Annotated in this window: 19 protein-coding genes; 18 read left to right on the forward strand and 1 reads right to left on the reverse strand. The window is 62.9% G+C overall.

Annotation, left to right across the window (positions count from 1 at the left end):
• Positions 1–21: 21 nt before the first annotated feature.
• The 11 genes from GN300_RS19115 to GN300_RS19165 all read left to right on the forward strand — a co-directional run bounded on the left by GN300_RS19115 (position 22) and on the right by GN300_RS19165 (position 8,375).
• A complete protein-coding gene (locus GN300_RS19115; protein ID WP_007735314.1) occupies positions 22–909 on the forward strand; it encodes a redox-sensing transcriptional repressor Rex in 888 nt (295 codons plus the stop codon).
• A complete protein-coding gene (locus tag GN300_RS19120) occupies positions 906–2,267 on the forward strand; it encodes a glutamyl-tRNA reductase (protein ID WP_003941867.1) in 1,362 nt (453 codons plus the stop codon). Before GN300_RS19115 ends, GN300_RS19120 begins: the two co-directional genes overlap by 4 nt.
• Positions 2,264–3,238, forward strand: a complete 975-nt coding sequence (gene hemC / locus GN300_RS19125; protein ID WP_007735311.1) for a hydroxymethylbilane synthase — start codon at positions 2,264–2,266, stop codon at positions 3,236–3,238. The genes GN300_RS19120 and hemC overlap by 4 nt, the downstream gene beginning before the upstream one ends.
• Positions 3,239–3,298: 60 nt before the next feature.
• Positions 3,299–4,861: a bifunctional uroporphyrinogen-III C-methyltransferase/uroporphyrinogen-III synthase gene (locus tag GN300_RS19130; RefSeq protein ID WP_003941969.1), complete on the forward strand. Its 1,563-nt coding sequence runs from the start codon at positions 3,299–3,301 to the stop codon at positions 4,859–4,861.
• Positions 4,862–4,936: 75 nt separating this feature from the next.
• Positions 4,937–5,911, forward strand: coding sequence for a porphobilinogen synthase (gene hemB, locus GN300_RS19135; protein WP_007735309.1), 975 nt, complete (start codon positions 4,937–4,939; stop codon positions 5,909–5,911).
• A gap of 49 nt (positions 5,912–5,960) precedes the next feature.
• Complete coding sequence (locus tag GN300_RS19140) at positions 5,961–6,623, forward strand: hypothetical protein (RefSeq protein WP_003942024.1); 663 nt, start codon at positions 5,961–5,963, stop codon at positions 6,621–6,623.
• A gap of 57 nt (positions 6,624–6,680) precedes the next feature.
• Positions 6,681–6,836 carry a hypothetical protein gene (locus tag GN300_RS19145; protein ID WP_003941930.1) on the forward strand — a complete coding sequence of 52 codons (156 nt, stop codon included), beginning with the start codon at positions 6,681–6,683 and terminating at the stop codon, positions 6,834–6,836.
• A gap of 15 nt (positions 6,837–6,851) precedes the next feature.
• Complete coding sequence (locus GN300_RS19150; protein ID WP_003942066.1) at positions 6,852–7,289, forward strand: hypothetical protein; 438 nt, start codon at positions 6,852–6,854, stop codon at positions 7,287–7,289.
• A complete protein-coding gene (locus tag GN300_RS19155; protein ID WP_003941872.1) occupies positions 7,282–7,797 on the forward strand; it encodes a hypothetical protein in 516 nt (171 codons plus the stop codon). Before GN300_RS19150 ends, GN300_RS19155 begins: the two co-directional genes overlap by 8 nt.
• Entirely contained in the window at positions 7,790–8,062 is a 273-nt protein-coding gene (locus tag GN300_RS19160; protein WP_007735305.1) for a hypothetical protein, read from the forward strand. The genes GN300_RS19155 and GN300_RS19160 overlap by 8 nt, the downstream gene beginning before the upstream one ends.
• Positions 8,063–8,093: 31 nt before the next feature.
• Positions 8,094–8,375 (forward strand): metal-sensitive transcriptional regulator, encoded by a 282-nt coding sequence (locus GN300_RS19165; RefSeq protein ID WP_003942012.1) that lies wholly within the window; start codon positions 8,094–8,096, stop codon positions 8,373–8,375.
• 12 nt (positions 8,376–8,387) lie between these two features.
• On the opposite strand, the gene GN300_RS19170 is transcribed toward GN300_RS19165, so the two are convergent.
• Positions 8,388–8,999, reverse strand: a complete 612-nt coding sequence (locus tag GN300_RS19170) for a TetR/AcrR family transcriptional regulator (RefSeq protein WP_003942004.1) — start codon at positions 8,997–8,999, stop codon at positions 8,388–8,390.
• A 254-nt stretch (positions 9,000–9,253) separates the two neighbouring features.
• On the opposite strand from GN300_RS19170, the gene GN300_RS19175 reads away from it, so the two are divergent.
• The 7 genes from GN300_RS19175 to GN300_RS19205 all read left to right on the forward strand — a co-directional run bounded on the left by GN300_RS19175 (position 9,254) and on the right by GN300_RS19205 (position 16,290).
• Positions 9,254–10,000, forward strand: a complete 747-nt coding sequence (locus GN300_RS19175) for a 3'(2'),5'-bisphosphate nucleotidase CysQ (protein WP_042453014.1) — start codon at positions 9,254–9,256, stop codon at positions 9,998–10,000.
• Positions 9,997–10,902: a sulfate adenylyltransferase subunit CysD gene (gene cysD, locus GN300_RS19180; protein WP_019744365.1), complete on the forward strand. Its 906-nt coding sequence runs from the start codon at positions 9,997–9,999 to the stop codon at positions 10,900–10,902. The genes GN300_RS19175 and cysD overlap by 4 nt, the downstream gene beginning before the upstream one ends.
• A complete protein-coding gene (gene cysN / locus GN300_RS19185) occupies positions 10,902–12,803 on the forward strand; it encodes a sulfate adenylyltransferase subunit CysN (protein WP_063314774.1) in 1,902 nt (633 codons plus the stop codon). Before cysD ends, cysN begins: the two co-directional genes overlap by 1 nt.
• Before the next feature lie 24 nt (positions 12,804–12,827).
• Positions 12,828–13,187: a nuclear transport factor 2 family protein gene (locus GN300_RS19190; protein ID WP_003942015.1), complete on the forward strand. Its 360-nt coding sequence runs from the start codon at positions 12,828–12,830 to the stop codon at positions 13,185–13,187.
• On the forward strand, positions 13,181–13,972 hold the full coding sequence (locus GN300_RS19195) for an SDR family oxidoreductase (protein WP_063314773.1): 792 nt from the start codon (positions 13,181–13,183) through the stop codon (positions 13,970–13,972). The genes GN300_RS19190 and GN300_RS19195 overlap by 7 nt, the downstream gene beginning before the upstream one ends.
• Before the next feature lie 22 nt (positions 13,973–13,994).
• Positions 13,995–15,140 carry a sulfotransferase gene (locus GN300_RS19200; RefSeq protein ID WP_063314772.1) on the forward strand — a complete coding sequence of 382 codons (1,146 nt, stop codon included), beginning with the start codon at positions 13,995–13,997 and terminating at the stop codon, positions 15,138–15,140.
• 88 nt (positions 15,141–15,228) lie between these two features.
• Entirely contained in the window at positions 15,229–16,290 is a 1,062-nt protein-coding gene (locus GN300_RS19205; RefSeq protein WP_063314771.1) for a DUF1214 domain-containing protein, read from the forward strand.
• The last annotated feature ends 19 nt before the right edge of the window (positions 16,291–16,309 follow it).

The following is a 16,309-nucleotide window of genomic DNA, read 5'->3' on the forward strand; positions in this document are numbered from 1 at the left end:
GCATCGTGGAGGTCGACAGTCGTGTCGACCGGACGAGGAGCCAGCGACGTGACCGAACCGCACCAGACGCATGAGCCTGTGGCTCAGCGCGTCACCGGCGCTGCGGGCTCTTCCGTCACCGACGCTTCCAGCGCCTCGGTTACCGACCCGATCGCTCAGGATCGCGTCATCCCCCAGGCTACGGTGACGCGCTTGGCCGCATACCTGCGGGTCCTCGGAGTGATGTCCGACCGGGGTACCTCCATCGTCTCGAGCGAGGAACTCGCGCAGGCGTCAGGTGTCGGATCAGCGAAGTTGCGTAAGGATCTGTCGTTCCTCGGACCCAACGGTGTCCGTGGCGTCGGGTACGACGTCAACAGGCTCCGCATCCGCATCGAGCGTGCACTCGGACTCGATCGTGGGCACAAGGTCGTTCTCGTCGGAGTCGGAAACCTCGGCAAGGCACTGGTCGGCTACGGCGGATTCAGCCGCCGCGGTTTCGAGATGGTCGGACTCTTCGACAGTGACGCAGATCGAATCGGAAGCAGAGTCGGGGATCTCGTCGTGCGCAGCACCGAGGAACTGACCGTCGCCTGCCGTGAACTGAATGCGACCATCGGCGTCATCTCCACACCGGACGAGGCAGCTCAGGGCGTGTGCGACCAGTTCGTCAGCGCCGGGCTGCGCTGCATCATGAGTTTTTCGCCGATCGCCCTCGACGTTCCCGATCACGTGGAACTGCGACGTGTAGATCTAGCCGTCGAGATGCAGGTTCTCTCCTTCAACAGTGCGCGCAATGCCGATCAGGCATCCAGCGCGCCGCGAGTACGAGTGGCTCACGCCGCATCCGCTTCGTCAGTCCCATCCACCAGTTCACCCGCTCCGGTCGGAGCAGGTTCGACAAGAAACGGATCAGTGATCGCGCCGTGAGTGTTCTGCTTGTCGGGGTCTCGCATCGAACCGCGCCCGTCCCGGTGCTCGAGCGAGTAGCTGTCACCGACACCGATCGTCCGAAGCTGATCGACAAGCTTCTGGCGTCTTCGCACATCTCCGAAGCGATGATCGTCTCCACCTGTAACCGGGTGGAGGTCTACGCGGTGGTGGACGCGTTCCACGGTGCACTCACCGAGGTCGGTGAAATCCTGGCCGACCATTCGGGTCTCGACCTGACAGCGCTGCACGCTCACGCGTACGTCCGCTACAGCGAAGCAGCCGTCGAGCACCTCTTCGCGGTGGCCAGCGGCCTCGATTCCATGGTGATCGGCGAACAGCAGATCCTCGGCCAGATCCGTTCGGCCTACGCATCTTCGGATGCGCAGCAGGCCGCCGGACGCGTCGTCCACGAACTGGCTCAGCAGGCACTGCGCGTCGGCAAGCGAGTGCATTCCGAAACCGGAATCGACTCCGCCGGAGCATCAGTCGTGTCGGTGGCTCTCGATCGTGCAGCGGGCATCATCGGTGAGGGCGGCCTGGTCGGCCGCACTGCCGTGGTTGTCGGTGCAGGCTCGATGGGCGGTCTGTCGGTTGCGCATCTCACCCGCGCCGGAATCGCACGCATCGTCGTCGTCAACCGGACACAGGAACGCGCCGAGCACCTGGCAGAGACGGCACGCTCCAACGGCGTCGACGCCGACGGTGTTGCCTTCGATCAGCTTTCGGCCGCGATGGCGCAGGCAGATGTCATGGTCACCTGTACCGGCGCGGTCGGGGCAGTGGTCACCCTGGCGGATGTGCACCGCGCACTCGCCGAGCCCGATCGCGACAACACCAAGCACCTCGTCATCTGCGACCTCGGGCTGCCGCGCGACATCGATCCCGCCGTCGCCGGCCTGCCGGGTGTGACCGTTCTCGACATGGAGACGCTGCAGCGTGATCCAGCGGCAGGCGCCGCCGCCTCTGACGCAGATGCCGCACGCACCATCGTCGCCGGCGAGCTTGCGACCTACCTTGCCGGACAGCGCCTCGCGGAGGTCACTCCGACCGTGACGGCTTTGCGTCAGCGCGCCGCCGACGTCGTCGAAGCCGAACTGATGCGACTCGATTCGCGTCTGCCCGGCCTGGACGATCCGCAGCGCGACGAGGTTGCACGCACCGTGCGACGCGTCGTGGACAAGCTGCTCCACGCCCCGACCGTGCGCGTCAAGCAACTCGCGTCGGCCCCCGGCGGCGACTCCTACGCAGCAGCGCTGCGCGAACTCTTCGAACTCAGCCCCGGATCTCCCGCGGCCGTGGCCACACCCACCGATCTGGTGGACGGCGACCGCACTGGAAGGGACCTGCAGGCATGAGCGTCACCACCCCTCGATCGGGGAGCCCGCTGCGGATCGGCACTCGCGGAAGTCTTCTCGCGACCACGCAAGCCGGTACCGTGCGCGATGCCCTCATTGCGGCCGGACATCCCGCCGAGTTGGTCATCATCAAGACCAAGGGCGACCAGTCCACCGATCCCGTCCAGAAGATCGGCGTCGGAGTGTTCACGGCAGAGCTTCGAGAAGCTTTGCTGGACAACCGCGTCGACGTTGCGGTGCATTCCTACAAGGACTTACCGACCGCGCAGGACCCGCGTTTCGTCATCGCGGCGATTCCGCCACGCGAAGATCCGCGTGACGCGCTGGTCGCCCGTGACGGTCTGGTCCTCGGGGAGCTTCCAGCCGGTTCCAAGGTGGGAACCTCGGCGCCGCGCCGTGTTTCGCAGCTGAAGGCACTCGGTCTCGGCCTCGACATCGTGCCGTTGCGGGGCAACCTGCAGCGCCGTCTCGGCAAGGTCGAATCCGGTGAACTCGACGCCGTGATCCTCGCTCGCGCCGGCCTGTCTCGTATCGGTCTGCTCGATCTCATCACCGAGAACATCGAGCCCGTGCAGATGCTCCCCGCTCCGGCGCAGGGTGCTCTGGCCGTCGAATGCCTTTCTGCCAATGTGGAATTGGCGGCGATCCTCGCCGAGCACGACGACGCGGGTACCCGGGCAGCAGTTACGGCCGAGCGCGCCCTGCTCGCCGAGTTGGAAGCCGGCTGCACCGCTCCGGTGGGAGCGATCGCGGAGATCGTCGAATCCCTCGACGACGACGGCAGAATCTTCGACGAACTGTCGGTACGCGGCTGCGCAGCCGCCATCGACGGTTCGGACGTCATCCGTACCGGCGCCGTGGGTGCGCCGGACAAGGCCGAGGAACTCGGCCGAGCGGTAGCGCGCGAGTTACTCGAACTCGGCGCCCGCGAGTTGATGAACGTGACTACAGGCGAGGCAGCCGATGTTTGACGCCCCACTTTGCACTTGCACCAAGTTCCCATTTCGATACAGCGCACTGGAGAATCACCGATGACCCGAGTCCGAAAGAACACTCCCGGACGGATCCTGTTCGTGGGATCGGGACCGGGCGACCCCGCCCTGCTCACCGTTCGCGCACGTGACGTCCTCACCGGCGCCGCAATGGCATTCACCGATCCGGATGTCGACAAGGGCGTCGTCGCACTCGTCGGCATCGACATGGGCCGCGACGAGGAGACCGGCGAGCTGATCGCGGACGTGCGTCCGGCACTCGGCGAGCCTGCCGAGGTTGCAAAGACATTGGTGCACGAGGCCAAGAACGGCCACGACGTCGTGCGTCTGGTCTCCGGCGACCCGCTGACCACGGATTCCGTGATCGCAGAGGTCACCGCAGTCGCCCGTACGCAGGTTCAGTTCGAGGTTCTCCCGGGTCTGCCTTCCGGTTCGGCTGTGCCGAGCTACGCCGGCATGGCGCTCGGCTCGGGTCACACCGAGGCCGACGTTCGCGGTGAAGTCGACTGGGCTGCTCTGGCCGCTGCACCGGGACCGCTTGTCCTGCACGCGACGTCCGGACATCTCGCCGAGACCGCCAGCGCGCTGGTCGAGAACGGCTTGGCCCCGCAGACGCCTGCTGCGATCACCGTCCGCGGTACCACTCGTCAGCAGCGAACCGTCGAGGCAACTCTCGCGACGCTCAACGAAGCCGGATCCGAACTGGTGGGCTCGCTCATCGTCACCGTCGGCAAGGTTGTCGCGCAGCGCAACAAGATGTCGTGGTGGGAATCGCGCGCTCTGTACGGCTGGACCGTCCTCGTGCCGCGCACCAAGGATCAGGCCGGCGAGATGAGCGACCGTCTGGTCACTCACGGAGCGATCCCGATCGAGGTTCCGACCATCGCCGTCGAGCCGCCTCGCAGCCCGGCTCAGATGGAGCGTTCGGTCAAGGGACTCGTCGACGGTCGCTACCAGTGGGTCGTCTTCACTTCCACCAATGCTGTTCGCGCAGTGTGGGAGAAGTTCGAAGAGTTCGGCCTCGACGCTCGCGCCTTCTCCGGTGTGAAGATCGCCTGCATCGGTGAAGCAACCGCAGCCAAGGTGCGCTCGTTCGGCATCAACCCCGAGCTGATCCCGACCGGTGAGCAGTCCAGCGAAGGCCTGTTGGCCGAATTCGCCCCGTACGACGACGTTTTCGATCCGGTCAACCGGGTTCTGTTGCCGCGGGCGGACATTGCGACCGAAACCCTCGCAGAGGGCCTGCGCGAACGCGGTTGGGAGATCGACGACGTCACCGCCTACCGCACCGTCCGGGCAGCGCCGCCGCCGGCCGAGACCCGCGAGATGATCAAGACCGGTGGATTCGACGCCGTCTGCTTCACCTCGTCCTCGACCGTGCGCAACCTCGTCGGCATCGCCGGCAAGCCGCACGCCCGCACGTTGGTCGCGTGCATCGGCCCGAAGACGGCCGAAACCGCTATCGAGTTCGGTCTGCGCGTCGACGTGCAGCCCGAGACCTCGCAGGTGGGACCGCTGGTGGAGGCTCTCGCCGAGCATGCTGCTCGTCTGCGCGCCGAAGGTGCTTTGCCGCCCCCGCGCAAGAAGTCTCGAAGGCGCTAGAGCATCCGTGAGGGGTTGAGGAGTCTGTGGACTCCTCAACCGCTCACAGGTTCCGACGAAGGAGGGCTACTTCTCGTGTTTCCCACTCATCGCCCTCGCCGGCTCCGGCGCACTCCTGCGCTCCGGCGACTCGTGGCAGAGACCTCGCTCGAACCCCGGCACCTCGTTTTGCCGATGTTCGTCGCCGACGGCATCGACGCACCGCGTGAGATCAGTTCCATGCCAGGCGTTTTCCAGCACACTCTCGATTCGCTGCGGTCCGCAGCGGTGGAAGCGGTGGAAGCCGGCGTCGGTGGCCTGATGCTGTTCGGTGTTCCGAAGGCGGAGGACAAGGATCCCCAGGGGTCCGGTGCCTCCGATCCCGACGGAATCCTCAACGTCGGATTGCGCGCTCTGGCAGACGAACTCGGCGATTCGACGGTCATCATGGCCGATACCTGCCTCGACGAGTTCACCGATCACGGCCACTGCGGCGTGTTGACTGCCGGCGGCGCTGTCGACAACGACGCGACCTTGATCCGATACGTCGAAATGGCTCTCGCACAAGCTGAATCGGGTGCGCACCTGCTCGGTCCCAGCGGCATGATGGACGGTCAGGTGGCTGCGATCCGCGGTGCACTCGATGCTTCGGGGTATGTCGATGTCGGTCAGCTCGCCTATGCCGCGAAATATGCGTCAGCGTTCTACGGGCCGTTCCGTGAAGCCGTCGGATCCTCACTGCAAGGCGACCGTCGTACGTATCAGCAGGACGGCGCCAATCGCCGCGAGTCGATGCGCGAGGTAGACCTCGACGTCGCCGAGGGCGCCGACATGGTGATGGTCAAGCCTGCAATGTCCTACCTGGACATTCTGCGTGAGACCGCCGACCGGTCCCCGGTTCCGGTCGCTGCGTACCAGATCTCGGGGGAGTACTCGATGATCACCGCGGCCGCGCAGAACGGGTGGATCGATCGGGACGCGGCGATTCTCGAATCGCTCATCAGCATTCGCCGCGCCGGTGCCGACGTGGTCCTCACGTACTGGGCGTCGGAAGTTGCCGGATGGCTGTGACGGAGTCACGCATGGTGGCTGCGCCGGTATCGACCGATACGCTGGTGTCATGACCGAGCAGTGGCCGCCGTCGCGCCAGGAACCGCCCCGCCGGGAACCTCCCTACGAGAACCAGCCGTTCGAGAATCAGCCGTACCGCGAACTCGGACCGATGCCGACGGGTCAGATCCCGGGATACGGCCCCGGTTACAACGGATACCCGGGACCTGCGCCGAAACCCGAGCCGCCGACGGACGTCGTGACTGCGATTCAGTTGTGGTGGGCTGTGACGGCGCTGGGGTTGGTCCAGGGCGGCGCGATGATCTGGATGCTGCTCGGGCAGAAGTCGATGTTCGTCGACGAGATGCTCAGAAATCAGGCAGCTGTCGACGCCGGTCTGACGCGTTCCGACGTGGAGGGCATGTTCCCACTGGTCATCGTGTTCTCTGCGGTTTTGGTCGTGATCGTCACCGCGGTGTTCCTTCTGTTCGTGCGCGCGATGAGTCGCGGCAAGAACTGGGCTCGAATGTTGCTGACGTTCTGTGGCGTCTTCATGCTGGTCTCCGCGATCCCGGTGATCTTCGGGCTCGGCGGAGACGGCGGCGCGGCCACTCTGCTGTTCGGCGGAGCGGAAATCCTGCAGGCAGTTGCTGCTGTCGGGGCGATCGTGATGATGCACCGAAAAGAGTCCAATCCGTACTTTCTTCGTTTCCCCCCGGCGGGGAACCGGTAGGTAGCTCGGGGTACTGTGAAACGGGTCACTGAAGTAGTAGGGGAGAGGTCGGACGCGATGAGTTCTCAGGAAGCCCTGCGTACGGAAAGCACCCACGACGCGCCACTGCGCCAACGTGGTTCACGCACCGAAGTGATCTTGTTCGCGATCCTCGGAGCCTCTGTTCTGGTGACACTCCTGATGCTCATGATTCCGGGCATCGTCAGCGGATAGCGCACACTTGAACCCGTGAGTATCTCTACGAAGGTCAGGCGCCCGACGGCTGTCGAGGCAGCATTCTGGCTGTGGATCGCCAGCGCGTTCCTGCTCATACTCTTCGGCCTGATCAATGTCACCAGCGCTTCGTATTCGTTGCGTGAGCAGTTCACCGATCAAGGCGTTTCTGCCGGAAACATCGACATCTACGTCACCTTCGTGCGGGTGTCAGGGCTGGTTCTGCTGTTGACCGGCCTCGCGATCGGCGGCCTCGCCGGTCCCACTCGCGCCGGAAGGGCGTTGTGCCGACGGATCCTGGTGATCGTGTCCGGAGTGTTCGCGGTGCTGCAGATCGCGCTGGTCGTGGCCGGGATCAGTACCGTGCTCGCGCTGGTTGTTCCCGTCATGCTGATCTGTGCCTGCGTCGCGATCTACCGCGACACCACCCGAAGTTGGTTTGCCCGTGGCTGATCGCGCGCCGGAAATCGGCCCGGACGTTCTGTACTACGAACCGGGTTCTCGGTGGTGGGCCATCGCGTTCGGTCCGATCTTCTGCCTGATCGCCTTGGTCATCGAACTGTTCACCGGCCCGGTGGTGCATTGGTTCGGTCTGGCGATGTTCGCCGTGATCCTCACCGGATTGGTCTACGTGCAGGTGATCGCAGCACGGCGGCACGCGAGCGTACTTCTGACCGCGACCACGTTGCGTCAGGGAACCGAAGAGGTGCCGATCACCGAGATCGCCGAGGTGTTCCCGGAGTCCGACGACGCTGCCTACGAGGACGAAATGGAACCGTGGGAAACGGCACGCGCGCTCGGTGAGCTGTCCGGAGTGCCCAGGCGTCGGCACGGTATCGGCTTACGTTTGACCACCGGGGGATTGGTGCGGGCGTGGGCAAAGGACGATCAGGCACTTCGCGAGGCGTTGAGTCAGGTCGTTGTGGTTGGTGTCGAACCGGACGGGTCTGCCGATGACTGAGCCACAGCCATCCCCGCGTGTCGACGTGAAGACGTGGATCGGTGTACTCGGTATCGTCGCCGCAACGATTCTGGCGGTCGTGTGCTGGCGAGCGGGTACGACGACGTCCGACTTCGGACCGATACTGGAGGGCGCTCCACCGTTCGAGAGCACGCACTACGACGGTCTCTGGATCTCGGGCGCCGGGTTGTCGATTCTGGTTGCGGGGCTGATGGCCATCGATGTCGTGCGCCGCGTCCGGGTGGGCTTCGTCGCATCGCAGTAGCCCTCATACGGGTAGGGGGTATAGTTGCGGTATGAGTAGTTACAGCCCCGAGCAGGACGATCTGCTCAAGCGCCTTCGTCGTATCGAAGGTCAGGTAGCCGGAATTTCACGCATGGTCGCAGACGACCGGTACTGCATCGACGTGCTCACCCAGGTATCCGCCGCGACGAGCGCGTTGCAGTCCGTGTCCCTGAAGCTTCTCGACGCCCACCTTGCGGGTTGCGTCGTCGAAGCTGCCAAGCAGGGTGGTCCGGAAGCGGACGTCAAGATCAAGGAAGCTCAGGCGGCCATCGCTCGCCTCGTTCGTTCGTAAGGTGTCGGTCCGTCACTCCGTGATGGACCGCGCGAGCGCCCGGGCGGAGAAGCTCACGAAGTACTCGGGTGTGACTTCTTTGGCGATGTTGATGACGATGGTGTCCGACAGGCCTTTGAGTCCGGAGAGCACGAGATGGATCAACGCGGGGTCGTCGATCAACCTGCTCCCTTCGGCTGCAGCAGATTCGGTGAGCGCTCGAATCAATGCCGAGTTGTAGACCGCTACGGATGCGTGAAGTTCCCGCATGCTTTCTCGGTCGGACCCGGCCATGCCTTCGATGTCGCGCCAAGTGGTGGTGAGTCGACCCACCCGTGCCCAGTGCCGAGCAAACTCGGAAATCATGGACTCGAGTAAGGCGCTCAGTCCCTGCTCGCGGGGGAGCGAGTTCACGAAGTCCGCCATTTCCAGCTGACTTTCGCTGAGGAGGGCGGCGAAGATGTCCTGCTTGTCGACGAAGTACTGGTAGATCAGGCCAGTGCTGGTGCCGGCTCGTTTGGCGACAGCGCGGATCGTGAGCGCGGAGTAGCCTCCTTCGTCCAGAAGCGAGATCGCCGCGTCGAGAGTTCGGCGTCGACGCACTTCGGCGTCGCCGTAGATCGACTTGCTGCTGGTACTGCTCATTTGATCACCGTAGTCGCGGTGGTCGGCATCCTCAATTCACATCGAACACTGTTCGTTGTCGAACGCCGCCCAGAATTCGATGTGACTCAGATCATAGAATGAACATTGTTCGAAATAGAATGAACATCGTTCATTCTGGTGTTACGGTATGGCGCAGACCACATCGAGGCCAGTGCAAAGCGCTGGACACTCTGCGGTCGGCCTGACCTTTCTTCCCGTATCGATCGGGAGGTCTACACAGTTGTGGAGTACCTATGACACGCACTAACGATGAACGCGCGGCGATCGACATCGCCGCTGCGGCTGGAGAACTTCTGCTCGACCATCGGAAATCCCTCGGCGAAAACGACGGTGATGTCGCGACTTTCAAGAACGCGGCCGATCGGCTCAGTCACGAATTCATCGTCGCCGAACTTGCCCGACGCTTTCCTGCGGATGCAGTGCTGTCGGAGGAAGGGGCTGACGACCTCGCGAGGCTGGCTGCGGATCGGGTGTGGATCGTCGACCCTCTCGACGGCACCCGTGAGTACGGCGAGGCCGGACGATCGGACTGGGCCGTTCATGTTGCGCTGACCGAAAACGGTGTCCTCACAACCGGTGCGGTCGCAATGCCTGCCCTTGGCGTCACCTATTCGAGCAGCGATGATCGGACCGAACGGGATGCCGCGACGCCGGTTCGAGTCGTCGTATCGCGGACGCGTCGTCCGGAACCGGTCATGCGCATGGCCGACTCGATGGGCGCGGAGTTGATCGAAATGGGATCCGCCGGAGCCAAAGCAATGGCGGTCGTCTCGGGTGAGGCAGACATCTACGCACATGCGGGCGGACAGTACGAGTGGGATTCGGCGGCGCCCGTTGCTGTCGCACATGCTGCGGGACTGCATGTTTCGCGTATCGATGGCAGCGAACTGCGCTACAACCAGGAAAACCCGTGGTTGCCGGATCTGCTGATCTGCCGACCCGAACTCGCCCCGAAAGCACTGGAGGAACTGGGCCGATGACCGCGACACTGACGCACCTCGAACGACTCGAAGCCGAGAGCATTCACATCATGCGTGAAGCTGTTGCCCAGAGCGAGAACCCGGTGATGTTGTACTCGGTGGGCAAGGACTCCGCCGTGATGCTGCATCTGGCGCGCAAGGCCTTCTATCCGTCGAAGCTGCCGTTTCCGCTTCTGCACGTCGATACCACGTGGAAGTTCCGTGAAATGTACAAACTTCGTGACAGTACCGCCGCTGCAGGCGATCTCGATCTGATCGTCCACACCAACCCGGACTGCGTGAAGCAGGGGATCAACCCGTTCACTCACGGCTCGGCCGTCCATACCGATATGTGGAAGACCGAAGGCCTCAAACAAGCCCTCGATCACTACAAGTTCGACGCTGCATTCGGCGGCGCCCGACGTGACGAAGAAAAATCCCGCGCCAAGGAACGCATCTTCTCGATCCGATCAGCTGCGCACCGTTGGGATCCCAAGCAGCAGCGACCGGAACTGTGGCGGATGTACAACGTCCGCAAAGCGCCGGGCGAGAGCCTGCGCGTCTTCCCTCTCTCGAACTGGACCGAGCTGGATGTGTGGGAATACATACGCCAGGAAGAGATTCCGATCGTTCCGCTGTATTTTGCCGACAAGCGGCCCGTCGTCGAGCGGGACGGTGCGCTGATCATGGTCGACGACGACCGGATGCCGTTGCTGCCGGGAGAGACTCCGGAACTCAAGAGCGTTCGTTTCCGCACCCTCGGCTGCTACCCGCTGACCGGAGCCGTCGAATCGACCGCCACGAGCCTGACCGAGATCATCTCGGAAATGTTGCTCACCACCACTTCCGAACGCCAGGGACGGGTCATCGACCACGACTCCAGCGCGTCGATGGAGAAGAAGAAGCAAGAGGGGTACTTCTGATGACTGTTTCCTCGGATCTGATCGCTGACGACATCGAGGCGTACCTCGAACGTCATGCGAACAAGAGCATGCTGCGATTCATCACGTGCGGCAGCGTCGACGACGGCAAGAGCACCTTGATCGGCCGTCTGCTCTACGAATCGAAACTCGTCTTCGACGACCAGTTGACGGCGCTCGAAGCCGATTCGCGCAAGAGCGGAACCCAGGGGGAGGGGCTCGATTTCGCGCTCCTGGTCGACGGTCTCGCCGCCGAACGTGAGCAGGGCATCACGATCGACGTCGCCTATCGCTACTTCACGACCGAGCGACGCAAGTTCGTCGTCGCCGATACTCCGGGGCACGAGCAGTACACCCGAAACATGGTGACGGGCGCGTCGACCGCCGATCTTGCTGTGATCCTTGTCGATTCCCGCAAGGGAATACTGACCCAGACCCGCCGGCACTCGTATCTGGTGTCGCTGCTGGGGATCAAGCACGTGGTGCTTGCCGTGAACAAACTCGACCTCGTCGACTACTCGCAAGAGGTCTTCGATGCCATTACCGCGGATTATGCAGAGTTCGCTCACGAGATCGGTCTGGACGGGTTCGTCGCCATCCCGATGTCGGCATACATGGGTGACAATCTCACCGAGCGCAGTGCGAATACCCCGTGGTACTCCGGACCAAGCCTGATCGAGCATCTCGAAAGCGTGGACATCGACGATGCTGCCGCCGCGGCTCCGTTCCGGATGCCGGTGCAGTGGGTCAACCGGCCGGACCTCGACTTCCGCGGATTCTCCGGCCAGATCGTTTCCGGCACCGTATCTCCCGGAGATCCCATCCGCGTGCTCCCCAGTGGAAAGACGTCCACAGTCGAGCGCATCGTGACCATGGGTGGCGACCTCGACGTTGCCGGTGCGGGCCGCTCGGTCACCATCACGCTCGCCGACGAGATCGACATCAGTCGCGGTGATGTGCTGTCCATCGGCGACAATCCGCCGGCCGTAGCCGATCAGTTCGAGGCCTGCATCGTCTGGATGGGTGAGGCTCCCATGCTGCCCGAACGGCCGTTCCTGTGCCAGATCGGTACCGTCACAGTCACTGCGCGCATCACCAAACCGAAACACAAGATCAACGTCAACACTCTCGAGAAGACCGCAACGACTACTCTCGCGCTCAACGAAATCGGTGTGTGCAACCTCAGTTTCGATCGACCGGTCCCGTTCGACCCGTACGTCGGCAACCGTGACACCGGTAGCTTCATCCTCATCGACCGCCTTACCAACGGCACTGTCGGTGCGGGCATGATCACGCACTCGCTGCGTCGATCGGACAACATTCACTGGCAATCCGTCGACGTCGACGAGGCCGCGCACACCAGGCTCAAGGGACACCAACCCGCAGTTCTGTGGTTCACCGGTCTCTCCGGTTCGGGAAAGTCGACCATCGCGAACGATGTCGAGCGTCAACTGCACGCACTCGGCGCGCACACCTACCTCCTCGACGGAGACAACGTCCGTCACGGGCTGAATCGAGACCTCGGATTCACCGAAGCCGACCGCGTCGAGAACATCCGTCGCGTCACCGAGGTCACCCGACTGATGGCGGACGCCGGTCTGATCGTGCTCGCGTCCTTCATTTCACCGTTCGAGGCCGAGCGTCATGCCGCCCGTGAATTGATCGGCGACGGACAGTTCGTCGAAATCTTCGTCGACACCGCTCTTGCCGTCGCAGAGGAGCGAGATCCCAAGGGTCTGTACAAGAAGGCTCGACGGGGCGAGTTGGTGAACTTCACCGGAATCGATTCGCCGTACGAACCGCCGCAGAACCCTGACATTCACATCGACACCAGTGTCACGACGACCGAGGACGCTGCGATCGCGATCGTCGACCATCTCCGCGCTCGCGGAACCATTTCTTGATCCGCCTGAACACGAGGAGCATCCATGCCTGACAGGGCTGAAATAGTTTCTGCCGTAGAAGATTACGTCAAGTGTCTCGGAAGTCACGACGTCGACGGACTGGTTGCGCTGTTTGCGCCCGACGCAGTTCAACACGAACCGCTGGGGGTCCAGACCTACCGCGGCATCGACGAGATTCGCGAATTCGATACCGCGAACGCGCAGGTCGATTTCACAGTCAGCCTGCTCGGTCCGATTTCGGTGACGGGAAAGTACGCAGCGATGCAGCTTCGGGTGCAGCGCGCCGGTATCCCTGACTTCGCTGCCACCGATGTGTTCGAGTTCGACGAGAACGGCAAGATCATCTCCCTGAGTGTTGTTCTCGATCCGCAGGCGCTGTGCTGACCCATCAGGGCCTGCTGGCAGGCAAGGTTGTCGTCGTCTCGGGAGTGGGCCCGGCGCTGGGTCGTTCGATTGCGCTGCAGAGTGCGGCGGCCGGAGCGAAGGTTGTTCTGGCTGCCCGCACACCCGAGCGCTTGGAATCGGTGGCAACGGAGATTCGAGACCGCGGCGGAATCGCGTTGGCCGTCCCGACGAACCTCACCGACGTCGATTCGATCGCTTCGTTGGCGGAGACAACTGTCGCTGAGTTCGGTGCGGTGCATTGCTTGGTGAACAACGCATTTGTTCAACCCGCGCAGGTCCCGCTCCTGGACGCCGACGTGGCGTCCATCCAGTCGGGCATCGACATCAACTTGCTCGCGGCGTTGAACGTCACCAGAGAATTTGCTCCGGCATTGATCGAGTCGCACGGGTCCGTCGTGATGGTCACGTCCATGGTGTTGCGCAACCAGCTTCCCGGGTTCGGGGCCTACCGCATCATGAAATCCGGGCTCCTGGCAATGGCACGCAGTTTGTCGATCGATCTCGGTCCCAAGGGCGTTCGAGTCAATTCGGTTGCTCCCGACTATATCTGGGCGGACTCGGTCAAGAACATGTTCGAGAAGAAGGCGGCGGAGGCAGGAGTCGACCCCAAGGTGATCTACGACGAGATCGCAGCGGGCGCCGATCTGCGCCGATTGCCGGAGCCAGATGACATCGCAAACGCTGTCGTCTTCCTCCTGTCCGATTCAGCCAGGGCCATCACAGGGCAATGTCTCGACGTCAACTGCGGTCACACGCACCACTGATCAACTCATACAAGGACTAGCCATGACACAGGATTACGACGGCATCGGTTCCATCGATCACCTGCACCAGGCTGCGCGCGAGGCGGCCGGGTACGAAAACTTCGGCAGCGAAGGCTATCTCGAAGGACTTCGAGTTCTCCTCGAGTCGTTCCAGAACGAGGCCGACCTCACTCCTCACGGCAAGGTGATCGCTCGCAAGATGATCGTCGGAGCGCTCGCGGGTCGCCTGACCAGTGAGGCCGGATTCGCGAAATATCCAGAGCACGTAGATGTTCCGATCGAACGCCCGATCTTCGTGGTCGGGTTGACCCGCACCGGCAGCACCGCGCTGCACCGCTTGCTCGGTGCCGACCCGGCGCATCAGGGCGCCGAGATGTGGCTCGCCGAGACGCCGCAGCCGCGCCCCGAGCGCGACACGTGGTCGGAGAACGAAGATTACGTTCGCTCCGACGCCTTCTACCGTGCTCGCCAGCGTAACGAGGCAGACCTGATGAAGGTTCATTTCATGGGGGCGGAGGAGGTCGAGGAATGCTGGCGGCTGCTGCAGCAGACGATGCTCTCGACCGCGTTCGAGACGGTGGCGTACGTGCCGAGTTACACCCGGTGGCTGGCGGAGCAGGACTGGACCGAAACATATGCGCGGCACAAGAAGAACCTGCAGTTGATCGGGCTGCACGACCAGGACAGACGGTGGGTGCTCAAAAGCCCGAGCCATGTCTTCGCGATCGACGAGATCATGTCGGTCTATCCGGATGCACTGTTCGTTCGGACCTTCCGGGACCCGTTGACATCGATGGCGTCCACCTTCAGCCTCGTAGAGCAGGGCGGACACGACATGTCGAGGGCCTTCGATCGTCCGGCCATCGGGCGCACGCAACTGGAGTTGTGGGCGCGAGGGAATGCGAACCTCAACAATGCCCGTAGCCGTTACAACCCCGATCAGTTCATCGACGTCGACTACAAGGACTTCATCGCCGATGCGGTCGGCACCGTCGAGAAGATCTATGCACAGTTCGCCCTGCCCTTCACAGACGACGCCCGCGCCGCGGTGGAGGCGTCGCATCAGGCCAGCCTTGCCGAGCACCGTCGTCCGTCGCATCGCTATTCGCTCGAGGATTTCGGCGTGAGCGCTGCCGACGTCGAAGCGAAGTTCGCCACCACACCCTGAAGCCCTCCGGCCCTGTGCGCCTTTTTGGTAGTGCCGACTACCAAAAAGGCGCACAGGGCGAAGCCCCAACCGAAACAAGGAGATTCACATGAATGCTGTTTGGGAAAAGTTCTGCGCAGATCTGCTCGAGGTCGGAAAGGTCCTGGAAGACGAGATCGTCCCTCAGGATCCGCTGACTCAAGCCGAGGGCGTCCGCTACCTGAGTCGGTTGCTTCGGTACGGCACGATCAACTGTGTCGAGTACACCGATCCGCGGTGGCCGCAGTTCTCGTCGGCTCCGAACCCGAACATGATGACGAAGATCGGTGCCGACAACCCGGACAACGTCTACATGCGCGCCAACATTTCCGGTAAGTACAACTACCGGATCATCGGCACCCGAGGCACCGTCCCGCTGATCACCTTCGGCTCGCGCGTAAATCGGTACCACATCGACGGCACCATGCTGCAGACCGGCGATCTGCATATCCACGACCTCGAGGTCGACGAGAACGGCCGTTTCGAGTTCATCGCGAGCGTCGACAAGCCCGATGAGGGCGCTTGGCTGCCTTTGGCGCCCGACAGCAACCTCATCTCCGTTCGGCAAACTCACCGGGATCGACGCAACGAGGTTGTCGGTGATCTGACCATCGAATGCCTGAACCCGGACGGGGAGTTCGTCCCGTTGACTCCGGAAGAGATCGGCGAGCGTCTCACCAAGTCCGTCGGGATCGTGAAGGGGATGGCGGAGACCTTCCTGGAATGGTCGCGCAAATTCCAGCCGCACACCAACGAGATCTTCGACTGGGGACAGGACTACTTCCAGGATGCCGGCGGCGATCCGACGATCTTCTACTTCCACGGTTACTGGAAGCTCGCCGAGGACGAGGCGTGGGTCATCGAGACCGAGGTTCCGAACTGCGAGTACTTCAACTTCGTGCTGCAGAACTTCTGGGTCGAGTCCCTCGACTACAACCGCACGAACATCTACATCAACAATCACACCGCGAAGCTCAACGACGACGGCACCATGACAATCGTCGTGGCGGCGAAGGATCCGGGTTATGGCAACTGGATCGACACCGATTCGCATGCCGAGGGGACATGGGCGCTGCGCTGGATCAAGGCGGACTCGCACCCGATCCCGACGTCGAAGGTAGTCAAGATCTGACACGCTGACGGAGATTGGG

Source organism: Rhodococcus sp. Ni2, from assembly GCF_021352185.1.
In the GTDB taxonomy this organism is placed as follows: domain Bacteria; phylum Actinomycetota; class Actinomycetes; order Mycobacteriales; family Mycobacteriaceae; genus Rhodococcus_F; species Rhodococcus_F qingshengii.